Source organism: Luteococcus sanguinis, assembly GCF_039527675.1.
GTDB lineage: Bacteria > Actinomycetota > Actinomycetes > Propionibacteriales > Propionibacteriaceae > Luteococcus > Luteococcus sanguinis.
The window spans coordinates 472,128-485,842 of the sequence record NZ_BAAAKI010000004.1 but is presented as its reverse complement, the minus strand read 5'-3'; the positions used below and the strand labels follow the sequence as shown (position 1 = coordinate 485,842).

Below are 13,715 nucleotides of genomic sequence, written 5' to 3'. Positions count from 1 at the left end.
CACCACCTGCCACAATGGGGGTCATGATCACGATCACCGTCAAGTGGGACGTCAAGCCCGAGTACGCCGACCAGTTCATGGACCTCACGCGTGAGTTCACCCAGGCATGCCGCGCCGAGCCCGGTTGCCTGTGGTTCGACTGGTCCCGCAGCGTCGACAACCCGTGCGAGTACGTCCTGGTCGAGGCCTACCGCGACGGCGAGGCCGGTTCGGCGCACGTCAACAGCGAGCACTTCCAGAAGGCGATGGCCGAGCAGGGACAGTACGCGGCGAGCCGCCCCAAGGTGATCAGCTACGAGATCCCCCAGGACGACTGGAGCGAACTCGGCGAGATCCAGATGCCCTGATCAAGGAACCGGTCAGTCCCGATCGACCGCCGAACTCGGTGGTCGATCGGGACTGACCGTTCCTCAGGCCCCCGTGGCCTCGGCCGCGATCCGCGCCAGTTCGGCGCGTCGCCCGGCCTGCTCGGTCGGGTCGGGGACGGGCAGTGAGGCCAGCAGGCGACGCGTGTAGGCGTCCGTGGGATTGGCTGGGAGCTCCAGATCGGCAGAGATCCCGGCCAGCACACGAAACGCCCGCGGTTCCGGCCCAGGCGGTTCAGGCCCAGGCGCCGCGGACGTGTTGTGGCGGGTACGGCGTCTCGGAGGCCGGGAGACCCAGCTCATGGGCTGCGCGCTGGGGCCAGTGCGGCTCCCGCAGGGCCGCGCGGGCCAACAGAACGACGTCGGCCTGCCCGTCGACCAGAAGTTGTTCGGCCTGGACGGGCTCGGTGATCAGGCCGACCGCGCCGGTCGGGACCTCGGCCTGCTGCCGGATCGCCTCGGCGAACCTGACCTGGTAGCCCGGACCGACCGGAATGGATGCCCGCACATTGCCACCGGTCGAGACGTCAACCAGGTCGACCCCGTGCTCGCGCAAATGACGCGAGAGCTCGACCGACTGGTCCTCGTCCCAACCCTGGCCCGGCACCCAGTCCGTCGCGGAGAGGCGGACGAACAGGGCCGAGGTCCACACCTCCCGGACCGCATCGACCACCCTCAGCAACAGCCGGATGCGGTTGTCGAAGTCGCCGCCGTACTCGTCGGTGCGCTGGTTGGACAGCGGCGACAGGAATTGGTGCAACAGGTATCCGTGGGCAGCGTGCACCTCCACGACATCGAAGCCGGCGCTCTTGGCCCGCAGTGCGGCGGCGCGGAAGTCGTCCACCACCTTGTCGAGACCGGATTCGTCCAGGGCGGTGGGCTCCAACAATCCGTCGAAGGCGAGCGCGGAGGGTCCGACGACGGGCCAGCCACCCTGCTCGGCGGAGGCGATGCCGGATGGCTCCCCGGGGAAGCCACGCAGGGTGCTCGCCTTGCGGCCGGCATGGGCCAGCTGGACGCCGATAGCGGCGCCCTGGCTGTGGGCGAAGTCGGTGATGCGATGCCAGGCCGTCACCTGCTCGTCGTTCCACAGGCCGGTGTCCTGCGGGCTGATCCGTCCCTCCGGGGACACCGCGGTCGCCTCGCTGAGCACCAGACCGAAGCCACCTTGGGCGAAGGCCCCGAGGTGCACCAGATGCCAATCGGTCGGGACGCCGTCCTGCTCCTCGACCGAGTACTGGCACATGGGTGCGACCCAGACCCGGTTCTTGATGGTCAGGTCGCGCAGGGTGATGGGCTGGAAAAGCAAGGGGCTCATGGTGGGCCCAACCGCCGTGGCGGCGCGCGCATTCCCGGCGGGTCAGTCAGCGAGACGGGTCTGCGCACCGGCTTCGTAGCGGTGGAAGGCGGGGACGAGCCTGACCAGGGCAGCGATGGCTGCCATGATCACCAGCCCCCCGATCAGCGGCGGCGCCCAGACAGCGGCCAGCGCGGCAACGCCCACGAAGGCGTCCCCCACCCTCGGACCACCGGTGACGACCATGATGTAGATCCCCTGCATGCGTCCGCGAATCGAGTCGGGGACGGCCTGCAGCAAGATGGTGTTGCGGAAGATCGCCGAGACATTGTCGCTGGCACCCATCCCGACGAGCATCACGATGGACGCCCACAGCGCACCGTGGTTGGTGTGGCTGAGGGTGCCGACGCCGCCGGGCAGGCGTCCGGTGATGGTGGCCAGCAGCACCAGACCGAAGCCCGCGGCGAAGGCCCCGTAGGCGATGATCGCCAGGTTCACCGCCCGTCCGTGGCGGCGCCAGGTGACGATGCGTCCGCTGAAGCCGGAGCAGACGATCGCGCCCACGGCGGAGGCGGCCGCGAGGATGCCCGCGGTGAGCGGACCACCGCCCACGGCCACGGCACCGACGGCCGGGAACAGCGAGCGCGGGTTGCCGAAGGTCATGGCGATGATGTCGACGACGAAGCTCATCGCCACGACGGGGCTACGCGCGATGAAGCGCGCGGACTCCTTGATGGCAGCCAGTCCCTTGTGCTCGCTGGTCGTCTCGGGACGCATCGCGGGCAGCGCCCACAAGCCGAGGAAGCTGCCGCAGAAGAGCAGGACGTCGAGGGAGTAGGTCCAGGCATAGCCGACGCGTCCCACGAGGAGCCCGGCAAGTGCCGGACCGGTGGTGAGCACGATGCCCATGCTCATGCCGTTCAGGGCGCCCGCGGCGGGCAGCAGGTCGGCGGGGACGAGCGAGGGCACCATCGCCGATCGGGACGAGGACGCGAGCCCGGCACCGACCGCGTTGAGGGCGCTGAGCAGGTAGAGCGACCAGACGGTCTCGTGGCCGGTCCAGGCCAGCAAGGCGATGACCAACGTGGACGTCCACGCCAACATCGCGGCGCCCAGCGCGACCAGACGACGGTCGTGCCGGTCGACCATTCCCCCGCCCCACAGCCCGGCGACCATGGTGGGGACGAGTGCGATGACGCCGACCAGGGAGACCATGAAGGTCGAGCCGGTGAGGTCGTAGATGTGCAGGCCGACGGCGACCGAGGTGAGCAGGTTGCCGATGCCGGTGACCAGCGCGCCAATCCACATGTACGTGAAGGGCCGCGACGCGCGGAAGGGCGCGAGGTCGATGAGGACGGACTTCTTCTGCGGCTCTGGCACCCCGCGATGCTAGTCCGCTCGTGGATCCTGGCCGCGTCTAGGCTGGCGAGGTGAATGACGGCGTGCTGCTCTACGACCCCGACTGTGGCTTCTGCACGGCCACAGCGCGCCGGATGCAGGGCTGGTCACTCGGTTGCTTGATCGAGCCCATGACGCCCGCGCGGCTCGCTCAATTCGGCGTCGACGAACGCCGCGCGCTCCGCCAGGTCCCGTTCGTCGGCGCAGACAATCAGGTCCATTTCGGTGCAGAGGCGTTCGCCGCCGCGTTGGGCACCGGCGGCCCGGCGCACCGGGTCGCTGGACGGCTGCTGGCGACTCCCCCGGTCAGCTGGCTGGGCGCCGTCGTCTACCGCGAGGTGGCCGCGCACCGGCACCAGTTGCCCGGTGGCACCGACGCCTGCGAGCTGCACTGAGGTTCGCAGCCCGCGGCGACGGCCAGCCCACGACGACGGCCAGCCCACGACGACGGCCAGCCCACGACGCCGGCCAGCCCCAACAGCTGAGCAGTGGAGCTCGGTGAAGAGTCCGTTGGGCTCCCGGATCAGTCGCGCATCAGGCGACGGTGCTTGGAGGCGTGCGGACGGGCCGCCTCCTCGCCCAGACGCTCGATCTTGTTCTTCTCGTAGTCGGCGAAGTTGCCCTCGAACCAGAACCACTTGCTCTCGTCCTCATCATTGCCTTCCCACGCGAGGATGTGGGTGGCGACGCGGTCGAGGAACCAGCGGTCGTGGGAGATCACCACGGCGCAGCCGGGGAACTCGAGCAGTGCGTCCTCGAGGCTCGAGAGGGTCTCGACGTCGAGGTCGTTGGTGGGCTCGTCGAGCAGCAGCACGTTGCCGCCCTGCTTGAGCGTCAGCGCCAGGTTCAGGCGGTTGCGCTCACCACCCGAGAGCACCCCGGCCAGCTTCTGCTGGTCCGGTCCCTTGAACCCGAAGGAGGCGACATAGGCGCGGGAGTTCATCTCGAAGTTGGCGACCTTGATGAAGTCCAGGCCCTCGGAGACGACCTCCCAGACATTCTTCTTGGGGTCGATGCCCGAGCGGTTCTGGTCGACGTAGCTGAACTTGACCGTCTCGCCGACCTTCACGACGCCCGCGTCGGGCTGCTCCTGCCCGGTGATGGTCTTGAACAGCGTGGTCTTGCCGACGCCGTTCGGGCCGATGATGCCGACGATGCCGGCTCGCGGCAGGCTGAACGACAGGTTGTTGATCAGGACGCGCTCGTCGAAGCCCTTCTTGAGCTTGTCCACCTCGATGACGGTGTTGCCCAGGCGCGGACCGGCCGGGATGTTGATCTCGGAGGTGTCGATCTTGCGGTTGCGCTCGGCCTCGGCAGCCATCTCCTCGTAGCGAGCCAGGCGGGCCTTGCTCTTCGCCTGACGAGCCTTCGGGCTGGAGCGGACCCACTCCAGCTCCTTCTCCAGGATCTTGGCGCGCTTGGCGTCCTTCTGGCCCTCGATCTGCAGGCGGTCGCGCTTGGTCTCCAGGTAGGTGGAGTAGTTGCCCTCGTAGGGGTGCAGGCGCCCACGGTCGATCTCGCAGATCCACTGGGCGACGTTGTCGAGGAAGTACCGGTCGTGGGTGACCGCCAGGACGGCGCCGGGGTAGTTCTTGAGGTGGCCCTCGAGCCAGTTCACGCTCTCCGCGTCGAGGTGGTTGGTGGGCTCGTCGAGCAGCAGCAGGTCGGGCTGCTGCAACAGCAGCTTGCACAGCGCGACGCGACGGCGCTCACCACCGGACAACACGTTGACGGGGGTGTCGCCGGGCGGGCACTCCAGGGCCTCCATCGCCTGGGCGAGCTGGGCATCGAGGTCCCAGGCGTTCGCGGCGTCGAGATCGGTCTGCAACTCTCCCATCTCGGCCATCAGGGCGTCGAAGTCGGCGTCGGGCTCGGCCATCTCCATGCCGATCGCGTTGAAGCGGTCGAGCTTGCCCTTGATCTCGGCAACCCCCTCCTCGACGTTCTCGAGCACCGTCTTGTCCTCGCTCAACGGGGGTTCCTGCATCAGGATGCCGACCGTGGCGCCCTTCATCAGCTGGGCGTCGCCGTTGTTCGGCTTCTCCAGCCCGGCCATCAGCTTCAGCATCGTCGACTTGCCAGCGCCGTTCGGGCCGACCACGCCGATCTTCGCTCCGGGGTAGAACGACAGGGTGACGTTGTCGAGAATGACCTTGTCACCGGCGGTCTTGCGTACGTTGTGCATGGTGTAGATGAACTCAGCCATGTCGGCAGAACGTCCTTCGATAGAGGGTGCCCGAGCTGGGGCGGCAAACGTCGCCCATTATGCCAGCCCGAGCACCCCGCCCTTGCCGCACGGAACTGGCAGCTCACTTCACCGGCGTGACCAGTTCCCCGCGCTCGGCGGCATCCAGTTCCGCGCGCGCCACATCCTCGTCGGTGGGCGGTTCGACGGCGTCGCTGACGGCAGCCGACAGCTGCGCCTCGGCATAGAGCTCACCGGTGGTCGGGTCAATCACGTCGCCCTCGGTGGTGCGCACCTTCGCGCCGGAGCGGACGAACTGTGCGGTCCCCCGGCTCAGGTCATGGCCGATGGTGGCGACCTCGACGACCAGCCGCTCGTTGCGGATGCCGTCCTTCAGCCAGGCTTGCGTGCGCAGCCGGCCCTGGACCAGCACCGGGTCGCCCTTGGAGAGCGAAGCCTTGACGTTCGATGCGAGCCGGCCCCAGCAGTTGGCCTGCACCCAGGTGGTCTCCGCGTCCACCCACTGGCCCTGCCGTAGCTGGCGCGGCGTGACCGCGAGCCGGAAACTCGCCCGCGCCCAACCCTCGCCATGGGCGAGATCGATGTCCGTACCGACATTGCCGGTCAGCGTGATCTGGATGTCCTGCATGCTTCCTCCTTGACGTGTGGTGTGCCCCTCTCCTTGTCACTCTTGTTTTTCTGCGCAGTCGCTCGTCAGCGAGGCTTGTCCCCTGTGGACAATTCCTCCGTCACGCGACGGCTGTGGACAACTCACGACCCACCATGCGCTGGCTAGGGTTGACGCATGCCAGCCCTGGACCCAACGCTCCATCCGATGCTGGCGTGCCCGCTGTGCCGCGAGCCGGTGGCGGTGCTTGAGCGCGAACTCGTCTGCACCTCGAACCACCACTTCGACCGGGCCAAGGAGGGTTTCGTCAACCTGCTGCGCCCGGGTCGCGCGCGCAAGGAGGTGATCGGCGACGACGCCGACATGGTCGCCGCGCGGCGCCGCTTCCTCGACCGCGGTCACTACCGATGCCTGACCGAGGGTCTGGCTGCGCTCGTCGCCGACGTCGACCCGACCGGACGGCTGTTGGACGTCGGCTGCGGGGAGGGCACCTTCACGGCGGCGATGGCACCGGCGGGGACGCGACCGGCCGTCGCGATGGACATCTCCCGCCCGGCCGTCCGGATGTCGGCCAGACGGGCGCCGGGAGCGCTGTGCGCCGTGGCCTCGGTGATCGACATCCCGGTAACCGACGCCTCGGTGGACCTGCTCGCCAGCGTGATGAGCCCGATCCACGAGGCCGAGTTCAACCGTGTGGTGCATCCCGGGAGCCGGGCGGTCATCGTCCGCCCGGGGGCCAGCCACCTGAACCAGCTGCGCCGCCTGGTCTATGGCCACGGTGTCGACCATGACGAGGCCTTCGAGGTGCCCGGGGGTTGGCGCCTGGTCGAGCAGCGGCGATTCATCGAGGAGGTGGAGCTGACGTCGAACGACGAGGTGATGGAGGTCTGGGGCATGACCCCCTACCGCTGGAACTCGCCCCGCGAGGGCGGGGATAGGGTCGCGGCGACCCAGGAGCTGGCGATCAGCGTCCACTTCGTCGCCAGCGTCTGGGAGGTGTGCTGATCAGCGGGTGCGGGCCGCAGCCGCCTTTGCCTGCTCGTAGCGGCGCAGTTCGGCGTTGACGGGGTCGACGACCATTCGCTGGCTCACCTGGTGGATCGCCTTGGTGAGCACCGCCTCGGCCCGTCGTGCCTTGGCCCGCGCGGTGATCTCCACGAAGACGCGGCTCAACAGGGCCAGCAGTACGCCGGCCAGTGTTCCTCCGACCACCAGCAGCGTCGGCGTGGCCCAGCCATGCCAGTAGGGCCCGATCGGCAGTGGTGGTGCGCCGAAGTAGATCATCGCCATCCGCGCGCCCAGCCACCCCAGACCCACGACCACCGCGGTGATCAGCAGGTACTGCAGCACCTGGAAGATCTTCCAGTAGCCCTGCCCGCGGTCCATCGCGAGGTCGGTGGTGGCGACGGCCTTGTCGAGCTCGTCGGGGAGGAACTTCTCGTCGGTCCGGGAGGCGTCGCGCACCGCATTCGCCCACCCTCGCGGCAGTCCATTCGATGCACTGTCGGCCAGGGCGCGGACGGCCGAGTCGACCCGCGCCTGCTGAACGCCGTTGAATCCAGGCAGGCCGCTGCGCTGCACGCGCGCCGGTTCCAGCTCGGTCTTGCGTCCGATCTGCACCTTCTCCAGGTGCAGGCGGCGCAGGGGGTCGGGCCGCAGCCGCTTGACCCAGCTGATTGCGGGCCAACCTGTCGCCAGGGTGCCGCGGCGACGCATCGCCTTGAGCACGGCGTCGGTCACGATCGGGACGCCGGCCGCCTCACTCAGTGCCTTGTCCAGCTGGCGGATCTCGGGCCCGTCGACCTCGTTGGTGCGGGCGTAGCCGATGTCTTCGCTGAGCTGTCGTCCGACCTGGACGACGTCCGCCTCGAGGCGCTTGGCCGCCATCTGCTTGTTCTGGATCGCGGTCGAGAGCTGGCGGCGCAACTCGTCCACTCCCTGCCCGGTGTGGGCACTGATGGCGCACAGCTGTGCACTGCCAAGCCCTTCGGAGTCGAGCAGGCGACGCAGATCCTTGAGCGCCTGCTCGGCCTGCTCTGGGCTCAACCGGTCGACCTGGTTGAGCACCACCATCATCACCTCGGCGTGCTGGGCCAGCGGCTTGAGGTAGCGGTCGTGCAGTGCGGCGTCGGCGTACTTCTGCGGGTCGACCACCCAGATGAACATGTCGACCAGCTGCACCAGGCGATCCACCTCGTCGCGGTGCGCGCGTTCGGTGGAGTCGTGGTCTGGCAGGTCCAGCAAGACCAGGCCCTTGAGCTCCGGCATGCCACCGCTGACCAGGTGCCGCCGCGGCACGTCCAGCCAGTCGAGCAGACCCTCGGGGATCTCGTCGCCCCAGAAGGCGGCCATTGCCTTCGAGGTCGTCGGACGGGTGACGCCCGGTTCGGCGAGCTGGGTTCCCGACAGGGCATTGAAGGTGGATGACTTGCCCGAACCGGTCGCGCCGGCCAGCGCGACGACCGTGATGTCGCCGGAGAAGGCGAGGCGCTTGTCGGTGTGGGCGACCACGGAGCGGGCACGTTCGACGAGCGTTTCCTCGGCACGTCCCTCGGAGAGCTGGACGACCTCCCCCAGCGCCTTGACTCGATCAGCGACGGTGAGGCGGTCTTCGGTGCGGCGGGCCATCACTGCTCCTGTTCGTGGATGATCTCGGCGTCGACCACCTCGGCTGCGGGGGCGGAGACGCGATTCAACAACACCTGCTCGTTCGGGGACGAGGTGCCCAGCGCACTGCGCCCCGCCGCGATCGCGTACTGCTCGGGCGCGGCGGGCGGCACCTGCCGGTCATTGGCCATGGCGATCGCATCCTCGTAGCCGGCGTGGCGGGCAGCCGCGACCTGCCCTGCGGCGACGCGGATCCGGTCCGCGTGCTCGCGGTCGGCGGCCAGGTTGGCGATCGCCTCGTCGAAACGGGCCAGCTCGCCGGCCATCAGCCCCTCGACGCGCTCGTCGAGCGAGTTCTTGGCCTGGGTGGCGAGGCGACGGACGGCATCGTCACCGAATACGGCCTCCAGGACGCGCTGCGAGAGCACCGCCGAACCACCCGCGATGCCGACCTCGGCGCCGGTGATGCCGCCGGTCTGGGCGAAGACGGCGATCATCAGCGCCACCGAAACGCCGTTGACACCCAACGCCATGTAGCGGGCCTGCGCCCGCTTGCCCATGCCTGCGCTGGAGACGAGCTCCATCACGTCGCCCTGCCAGTCGCGGATCGCCCGCTCGACCTGGGCCGAGAAACCCGATGACGCGTGCGAGAGGTCCTCGCCCGTGCGCTGGCGCAGGGCTTCCCGTCCGGCGGGGGTCGCCATCCAGGCGCTCTCGGCGCGTTCGGCAGCAGCATTGCCCTCGGCGACGATCAGCGCCTCCAGCCCGGATTCGACCGCGACCTGCACGTCGTCCGCCTGCGGCGGGGATCCCTTGATGGCGCCCCACATCCGGTCGCGCAGCCAACCGACCTTCTGCTCCACCGTCCGCATGAATTCGCCGGTGCCGACGAAGTCCTGCCAGCGGGCCAGCACCTCGCCGCGAAGCAGGGTGCCGTCGGCGGACTGGACGCCGACCGTGCGCACCGCCTCGGCGTAGCTGGCCTGTGCGTCCGCACGCAGCTGGTCGAACTGCTCGGCCTGCTCGTCGACGGCGTCGGCGATGCCGGGGGCCTTCGCGGCCAAGGAGCCGATCGCGCCGTCCAGGGTCTGCAGGACGACGCGCTGGCGCGAGCTCTGGTCGGCGGCCAGGGTGGCCAGCCAGGTGCGGATCGGCGAGACGGCGGCATCAGGCAGCAGGCCCTGCTCATCGGTCTCGGTCTCGGGGACGGCGAACAGCGGCGAGTCGGCCAGGCCGCGCTGTGTCATCAGCTGGCCCAAGTGCGGCGGCACCTGGTTCATCGCGGCCGGCGGGACGCGGTCGAGGACGACGGCTACGGCAGCGGAACGGTCAACGGCCTGCTTCAGGAAGTCCCACGGGACGGCGTCGGCGTAGCGGGCGGCGGAGGTCACGAAGACCCACAGGTCGGCCGCCTGCAGGAGCTGCGCCGCAAGCTTGCGGTTCTGCTCGACCACCGAGTCGACGTCGGGCGCGTCAAGCACGGCGAGCCCCTTGGGCAGCGAGGGCTCGGCGACCAGGTGCAGCGAGTAGGAGTCATTGGACGACACCTTCGAGCGCACCAGCCCCGGCAGGATGCGGTCGTCGTTGAACCAACGCTCGTCGTCGGGGTGGTGGATCAGCACCGGGGACTTGGTCGTGGGACGGATGACACCTGGCTGGGTGACGACGCGGCCGATCAGGGAGTTCACCAGCGTCGACTTTCCGGCGCCGGTGGAGCCACCGACAACCGCCAGCAGGGGGGCCTCGATGGTCTCGAGGCGCGGCAGGATGTAGTCGTCCAGCTGGCGCTGCATCTCCTTCGCCTGCCGTGCCTGATCGGTGGCGCCGGGCAGCGGCAGCGGCAGCCGAACGGGCGCGAGGGAGTCGCGCAGCTCGGTGAGGGCATGGGTCAAGCGGGTCGTGCTCAATGCGGTCTCCCGTCGAGTTGGTGCGCGGTGGGAAGTTCAGCGTCCACTCGGCGGGGGCCAGGCCCCCGCCGGCACGGACACGGGTGCAGACGCGGTGGGTGGCGCCCACTGCTGTGGTGCTGGCGTCGGGCGCTTGAACGCCAACGAGCGGCCACGCCAGAACTTCAGGGGCTCGAGGTCAAGGGTGAGGCGTAGGCCGTCCGTCTCGTGCAGGGCGCCACGGGAACGCAGGCCACGCACCCGGTGGAGCAGTTCCTTCTCGCGGTCAAGTCCTGCCTCATCGACCAGACCACGCACCATCGAATCGCGCACATAGGCGAGCTCGGTGAGCGAATCGACCAGGCGCCAGGTGCGCCACCAAGTGCGCGGGCCACGGAAGAAGGCCACCAGCAAGAGCCAGCTGCGCTTGCGCCAGGACGACATCACGACCGGGTCACGCGGCGGCAGCCACCCCATCCGGACGAAGTCGGTGAGCCGGTCCTTGACGCGGCGCAGTTCCTTGCGGTGGTTGCGGAACAGGACGATCGTCATCGCGATCACGATGATGGCGAGGATCCACTTGAACTGCCCGGTGCCGGTCAGCGCGCCGACGCTGCTCATCCCGTTGAACAGCATGTGGCCGAAGGCCGCGGCGAAGAAACCGGTGAGCGGGGCGAGGATGCGCACCACCTTGGACCGGTGGCGCAGACCGACCACGATGCCGATGCCGATGAACATGGTGAAGGTCGGGTGGCCGAAGCTGGTCAGGAAGCCGCGCAGGTAGACGAGCTGCTTGACCTGCTCCTCCACGTCGCCGGTGCCGATCGTCAAGGAGCCGTAGATCATGGCGCGGGCGTAGTAGACGATGTTCTCGGTGAAGGCGAAGCCGACTGCCGACAGCCCGGCCAGGCAGATCGCCTGCATCATCGTCACGATGCGGTGACGTACCAGCACCGCCAGCAGGAACAGGATCGTGGCCTTCGACGCCTCCTCCACGAAGGGGGCTGCGAACACCGCCGGACGCGAGGCCGCGGCCGGATCACCGGCGCCCGCAGAGACGCTGAGCAGGTCGGCGACCCAGGAGTTGGCCACCAGCGAGGTGTAGATGGCCAGACACGACCCCCAGCCGAAGGCCAGCAGCCACAACAGGATGCGGTTGGGCCGGATGCGGTCGAACAGAATGAAGAAGGCAGACCACACCGCCGCGGTTGGAGCAGCAAAACGGGCGCAGGTCTTGACGGTGGCCCAGTCGAAACCGGGGATCACCGAGCCGTCCTCAAGCGTGTTGTCGGCCGACAGCATCGACCAGACTCGCCAGATGCACAGCACGTAGACAACCACGAGGGCCGGCACGAGCCAGGTCCAGGGGCTGCGCACCAGACGCATCCAGATGCTGTCGCCGGGGACGAAACGAGGCGGCAGGCCGGAGAGCTGGCGCCCCCGTCGTTCGGGTTGCACCACCCGGGTCGGCGTCGCCGCCGCCCTGCCCCACACGTCTGTCGTCATGCGTCCATCCTCGGTAGATCCTGACTGGCCCATCATGCCCATCCTGATGGCCCTCACCCTGCCTTCCCAGTGCAACTCGCCAGCTCGCCCGCCTTCGTCGCACTGGCTGAATCGATCTGGTTGCCATCCACCGAGATGGTGCAGGTGACGGTGCTGGCCGTTTTGCCGGTCGACTGGGCGGACACGGAGACGACCTTGGCCCCCGTGACCTTGAAGGTTCGCGTCCAGTTGGTCTTGACCTCCTGCGTCCCGGCCTGCGCGCCCACCGACCAGTTCACGTCCGTCGGAACCGTGGTGCCGACGCTGACCACGACGGTGTGCGGGGTGGACGTGTCCTCGGGGGCCGGGACCGGGATGATCGTCCCGACCGAGCGGACGCAGAAGTTGAGCGCGAAGGTGGCCAGCAGGGAGAGCAAGACCATCCACAGGCAGCCGGAGCGCCGGGAGCGCTTCGTCCCGGCCGACATGTCGGCATAGGGGTTTCGTTCGGGCTGCGGAGCGTATGGCTGTTGCGGGAACTGCTGCTGTTGCGGGAACTGTTGCGGGTGCTGCTGCTGGGGTGGCGGCCCAAAGCTCTGCTGCTGAACCGGCGGAAGCGGCTGCGTCGGGGGGCTTGGCTGTGTTGGGGGGCTTGGCTGTGTTGGGGGGCTTGGCTGTGTCGGCGGGGCTTGATACGGGGCTCGAACTGGGGGCGGCGTGGGCGTTGGCTGCTGGGGGGCTGGCTGGGCCGGGACCCGCCCGGTGGGTGCTGGATCGTCGATGCCCCCGTGCCCATCGGCTGGACGCGCCCAGAACGAGTCGTCCCCCCGACCTGACTGCGTCATCTCGTCCCTTTCGGCAAGCTCCCCCTTGGCGCCCCAGGCAGGAATCGAACCTGCGCACGACAGATTAGAAGGCTGTTGCTCTATCCGCTGAGCTACTGGGGCTTGTGCCTCTCCATGCTAGCGGCGAGCGGCTTGGACTCCGCGGCTGGCGGGTCCGCCCATGGCTGATCTGGACGGGTCGTAGAGTGTCGGGGTGAGCGACATGCTGGTGTGGATCGATTGTGAGATGACCGGGCTGGACCTGACGAGGGATGCCCTTGTCGAAGTGGCCGCCCTGGTGACCGACGCGGAACTGAACGTGCTGGGCGAGGGCGTGGACGTGCTGATCAAGCCGTCCCAGGAATCCCTGGACCAGATGGGCGATTTCGTCCGCGAGATGCACACCAAGTCAGGCCTGCTGGACGAACTGGCCGACGGGATGACCATGGCCGATGCCGAGCAGCAGGTGCTCGAGTACGTCCGGGCGCACGTCCCCGGCGTCCGCAAGGCACCCCTGGCGGGCAACACCATCGGAACCGACCGGATGTTCCTGGCCCGAGACATGCCAGTGCTGGAAGGCCACGTCCACTACCGCAATGTCGACGTGAGCTCTATCAAGGAACTGTCACGGCGCTGGTTCCCGCGCGCCTACTACCAGTCCCCCGCCAAGTCGGGGAACCACCGCGCGCTGGCCGACATCCAGGAGTCGATCGAGGAGCTGCGCTACTACCGCGAGGCTGTCTTCGTCCCGCAACCCGGGCCCACCTCCGACCAAGCACGCGTGATCGCGCGCAAGCACCAGGGCACGCTCACCGGAGCCCGTCCGGCCGACCTGTCCTGACCCTGCTGGCCACTTCCGTGGCTCGATTTCGCGGATCACCGCCTCAGCCGCTAGGCTGTTCAAGCCGCGAAGCCGGGTGACCGCTTCGCGACATGGTGGGTATAGCTCAGTTGGTAGAGCACCTGGTTGTGGTCCAGGGGGTCGCGGGTTCAAGTCCCGTTACTCACCCCAGAACAGGCCCGGCCCGACGATTTCGTCG

13 protein-coding genes and 2 tRNA genes are annotated in these 13,715 nt (G+C 68.7%); 5 read left to right on the top strand and 10 right to left on the bottom strand.

Annotated elements, in window-relative coordinates; genetic code table 11:
- Nucleotides 1-23: 23 nt before the first annotated feature.
- Nucleotides 24-347: a putative quinol monooxygenase gene (locus ABD089_RS06075; protein WP_343885341.1), complete on the top strand. Its 324-nt coding sequence runs from the start codon at nt 24-26 to the stop codon at nt 345-347.
- Nucleotides 348-410: 63 nt separating this feature from the next.
- Here ABD089_RS06075 and ABD089_RS06070 read toward each other — a convergent pair whose 3' ends face one another.
- Genes ABD089_RS06070 through ABD089_RS06060 form a run of 3 tightly spaced genes read right to left on the bottom strand, consistent with a single transcriptional unit; the run spans nt 411 to nt 3,042 of the window.
- On the bottom strand, nt 411-569 hold the full coding sequence (locus ABD089_RS06070) for a hypothetical protein (protein ID WP_343885339.1): 159 nt from the start codon (nt 567-569) through the stop codon (nt 411-413).
- A gap of 31 nt (nt 570-600) precedes the next feature.
- Nucleotides 601-1,683 carry an NADH:flavin oxidoreductase/NADH oxidase gene (locus ABD089_RS06065; protein WP_343885337.1) on the bottom strand — a complete coding sequence of 361 codons (1,083 nt, stop codon included), beginning with the start codon at nt 1,681-1,683 and terminating at the stop codon, nt 601-603.
- A 42-nt stretch (nt 1,684-1,725) separates the two neighbouring features.
- Nucleotides 1,726-3,042 carry an MFS transporter gene (locus ABD089_RS06060; RefSeq protein ID WP_343885336.1) on the bottom strand — a complete coding sequence of 439 codons (1,317 nt, stop codon included), beginning with the start codon at nt 3,040-3,042 and terminating at the stop codon, nt 1,726-1,728.
- A 50-nt stretch (nt 3,043-3,092) separates the two neighbouring features.
- Here ABD089_RS06060 and ABD089_RS06055 point away from each other — a divergent pair, with 50 nt between their 5' ends.
- Nucleotides 3,093-3,455 carry a thiol-disulfide oxidoreductase DCC family protein gene (locus tag ABD089_RS06055; RefSeq protein ID WP_343885335.1) on the top strand — a complete coding sequence of 121 codons (363 nt, stop codon included), beginning with the start codon at nt 3,093-3,095 and terminating at the stop codon, nt 3,453-3,455.
- 128 nt (nt 3,456-3,583) lie between these two features.
- Here ABD089_RS06055 and ettA read toward each other — a convergent pair whose 3' ends face one another.
- Both ettA and ABD089_RS06045 read right to left on the bottom strand, forming a co-directional pair.
- Nucleotides 3,584-5,266 (bottom strand): energy-dependent translational throttle protein EttA, encoded by a 1,683-nt coding sequence (gene ettA, locus ABD089_RS06050; RefSeq protein ID WP_343885334.1) that lies wholly within the window; start codon nt 5,264-5,266, stop codon nt 3,584-3,586.
- A 103-nt stretch (nt 5,267-5,369) separates the two neighbouring features.
- A complete protein-coding gene (locus ABD089_RS06045; RefSeq protein WP_343885333.1) occupies nt 5,370-5,894 on the bottom strand; it encodes a single-stranded DNA-binding protein in 525 nt (174 codons plus the stop codon).
- A 156-nt stretch (nt 5,895-6,050) separates the two neighbouring features.
- Here ABD089_RS06045 and ABD089_RS06040 point away from each other — a divergent pair, with 156 nt between their 5' ends.
- Nucleotides 6,051-6,878 (top strand): putative RNA methyltransferase, encoded by an 828-nt coding sequence (locus ABD089_RS06040; RefSeq protein WP_343885332.1) that lies wholly within the window; start codon nt 6,051-6,053, stop codon nt 6,876-6,878.
- Here the strand turns inward: ABD089_RS06040 and ABD089_RS06035 are convergent, their stop codons facing one another.
- From ABD089_RS06035 to ABD089_RS06015, 5 genes are all read right to left on the bottom strand, one after another.
- Nucleotides 6,879-8,501 carry a YfjP family GTPase gene (locus tag ABD089_RS06035; RefSeq protein ID WP_343885331.1) on the bottom strand — a complete coding sequence of 541 codons (1,623 nt, stop codon included), beginning with the start codon at nt 8,499-8,501 and terminating at the stop codon, nt 6,879-6,881.
- Nucleotides 8,501-10,387: a GTPase family protein gene (locus ABD089_RS06030; RefSeq protein WP_343885330.1), complete on the bottom strand. Its 1,887-nt coding sequence runs from the start codon at nt 10,385-10,387 to the stop codon at nt 8,501-8,503. The genes ABD089_RS06035 and ABD089_RS06030 overlap by 1 nt, the downstream gene beginning before the upstream one ends.
- A gap of 36 nt (nt 10,388-10,423) precedes the next feature.
- Entirely contained in the window at nt 10,424-11,872 is a 1,449-nt protein-coding gene (locus tag ABD089_RS06025; protein ID WP_343885329.1) for a PrsW family intramembrane metalloprotease, read from the bottom strand.
- Nucleotides 11,873-11,925: 53 nt separating this feature from the next.
- Nucleotides 11,926-12,339 (bottom strand): hypothetical protein, encoded by a 414-nt coding sequence (locus ABD089_RS06020; RefSeq protein WP_343885328.1) that lies wholly within the window; start codon nt 12,337-12,339, stop codon nt 11,926-11,928.
- Nucleotides 12,340-12,722: 383 nt separating this feature from the next.
- Nucleotides 12,723-12,798 (bottom strand) — tRNA-Arg (locus tag ABD089_RS06015).
- Nucleotides 12,799-12,898: 100 nt separating this feature from the next.
- Here ABD089_RS06015 and orn point away from each other — a divergent pair.
- On the top strand, nt 12,899-13,516 hold the full coding sequence (gene orn / locus ABD089_RS06010; RefSeq protein WP_343885401.1) for an oligoribonuclease: 618 nt from the start codon (nt 12,899-12,901) through the stop codon (nt 13,514-13,516).
- Nucleotides 13,517-13,611: 95 nt separating this feature from the next.
- Nucleotides 13,612-13,687 (top strand) — tRNA-His (locus ABD089_RS06005).
- The last annotated feature ends 28 nt before the right edge of the window (nt 13,688-13,715 follow it).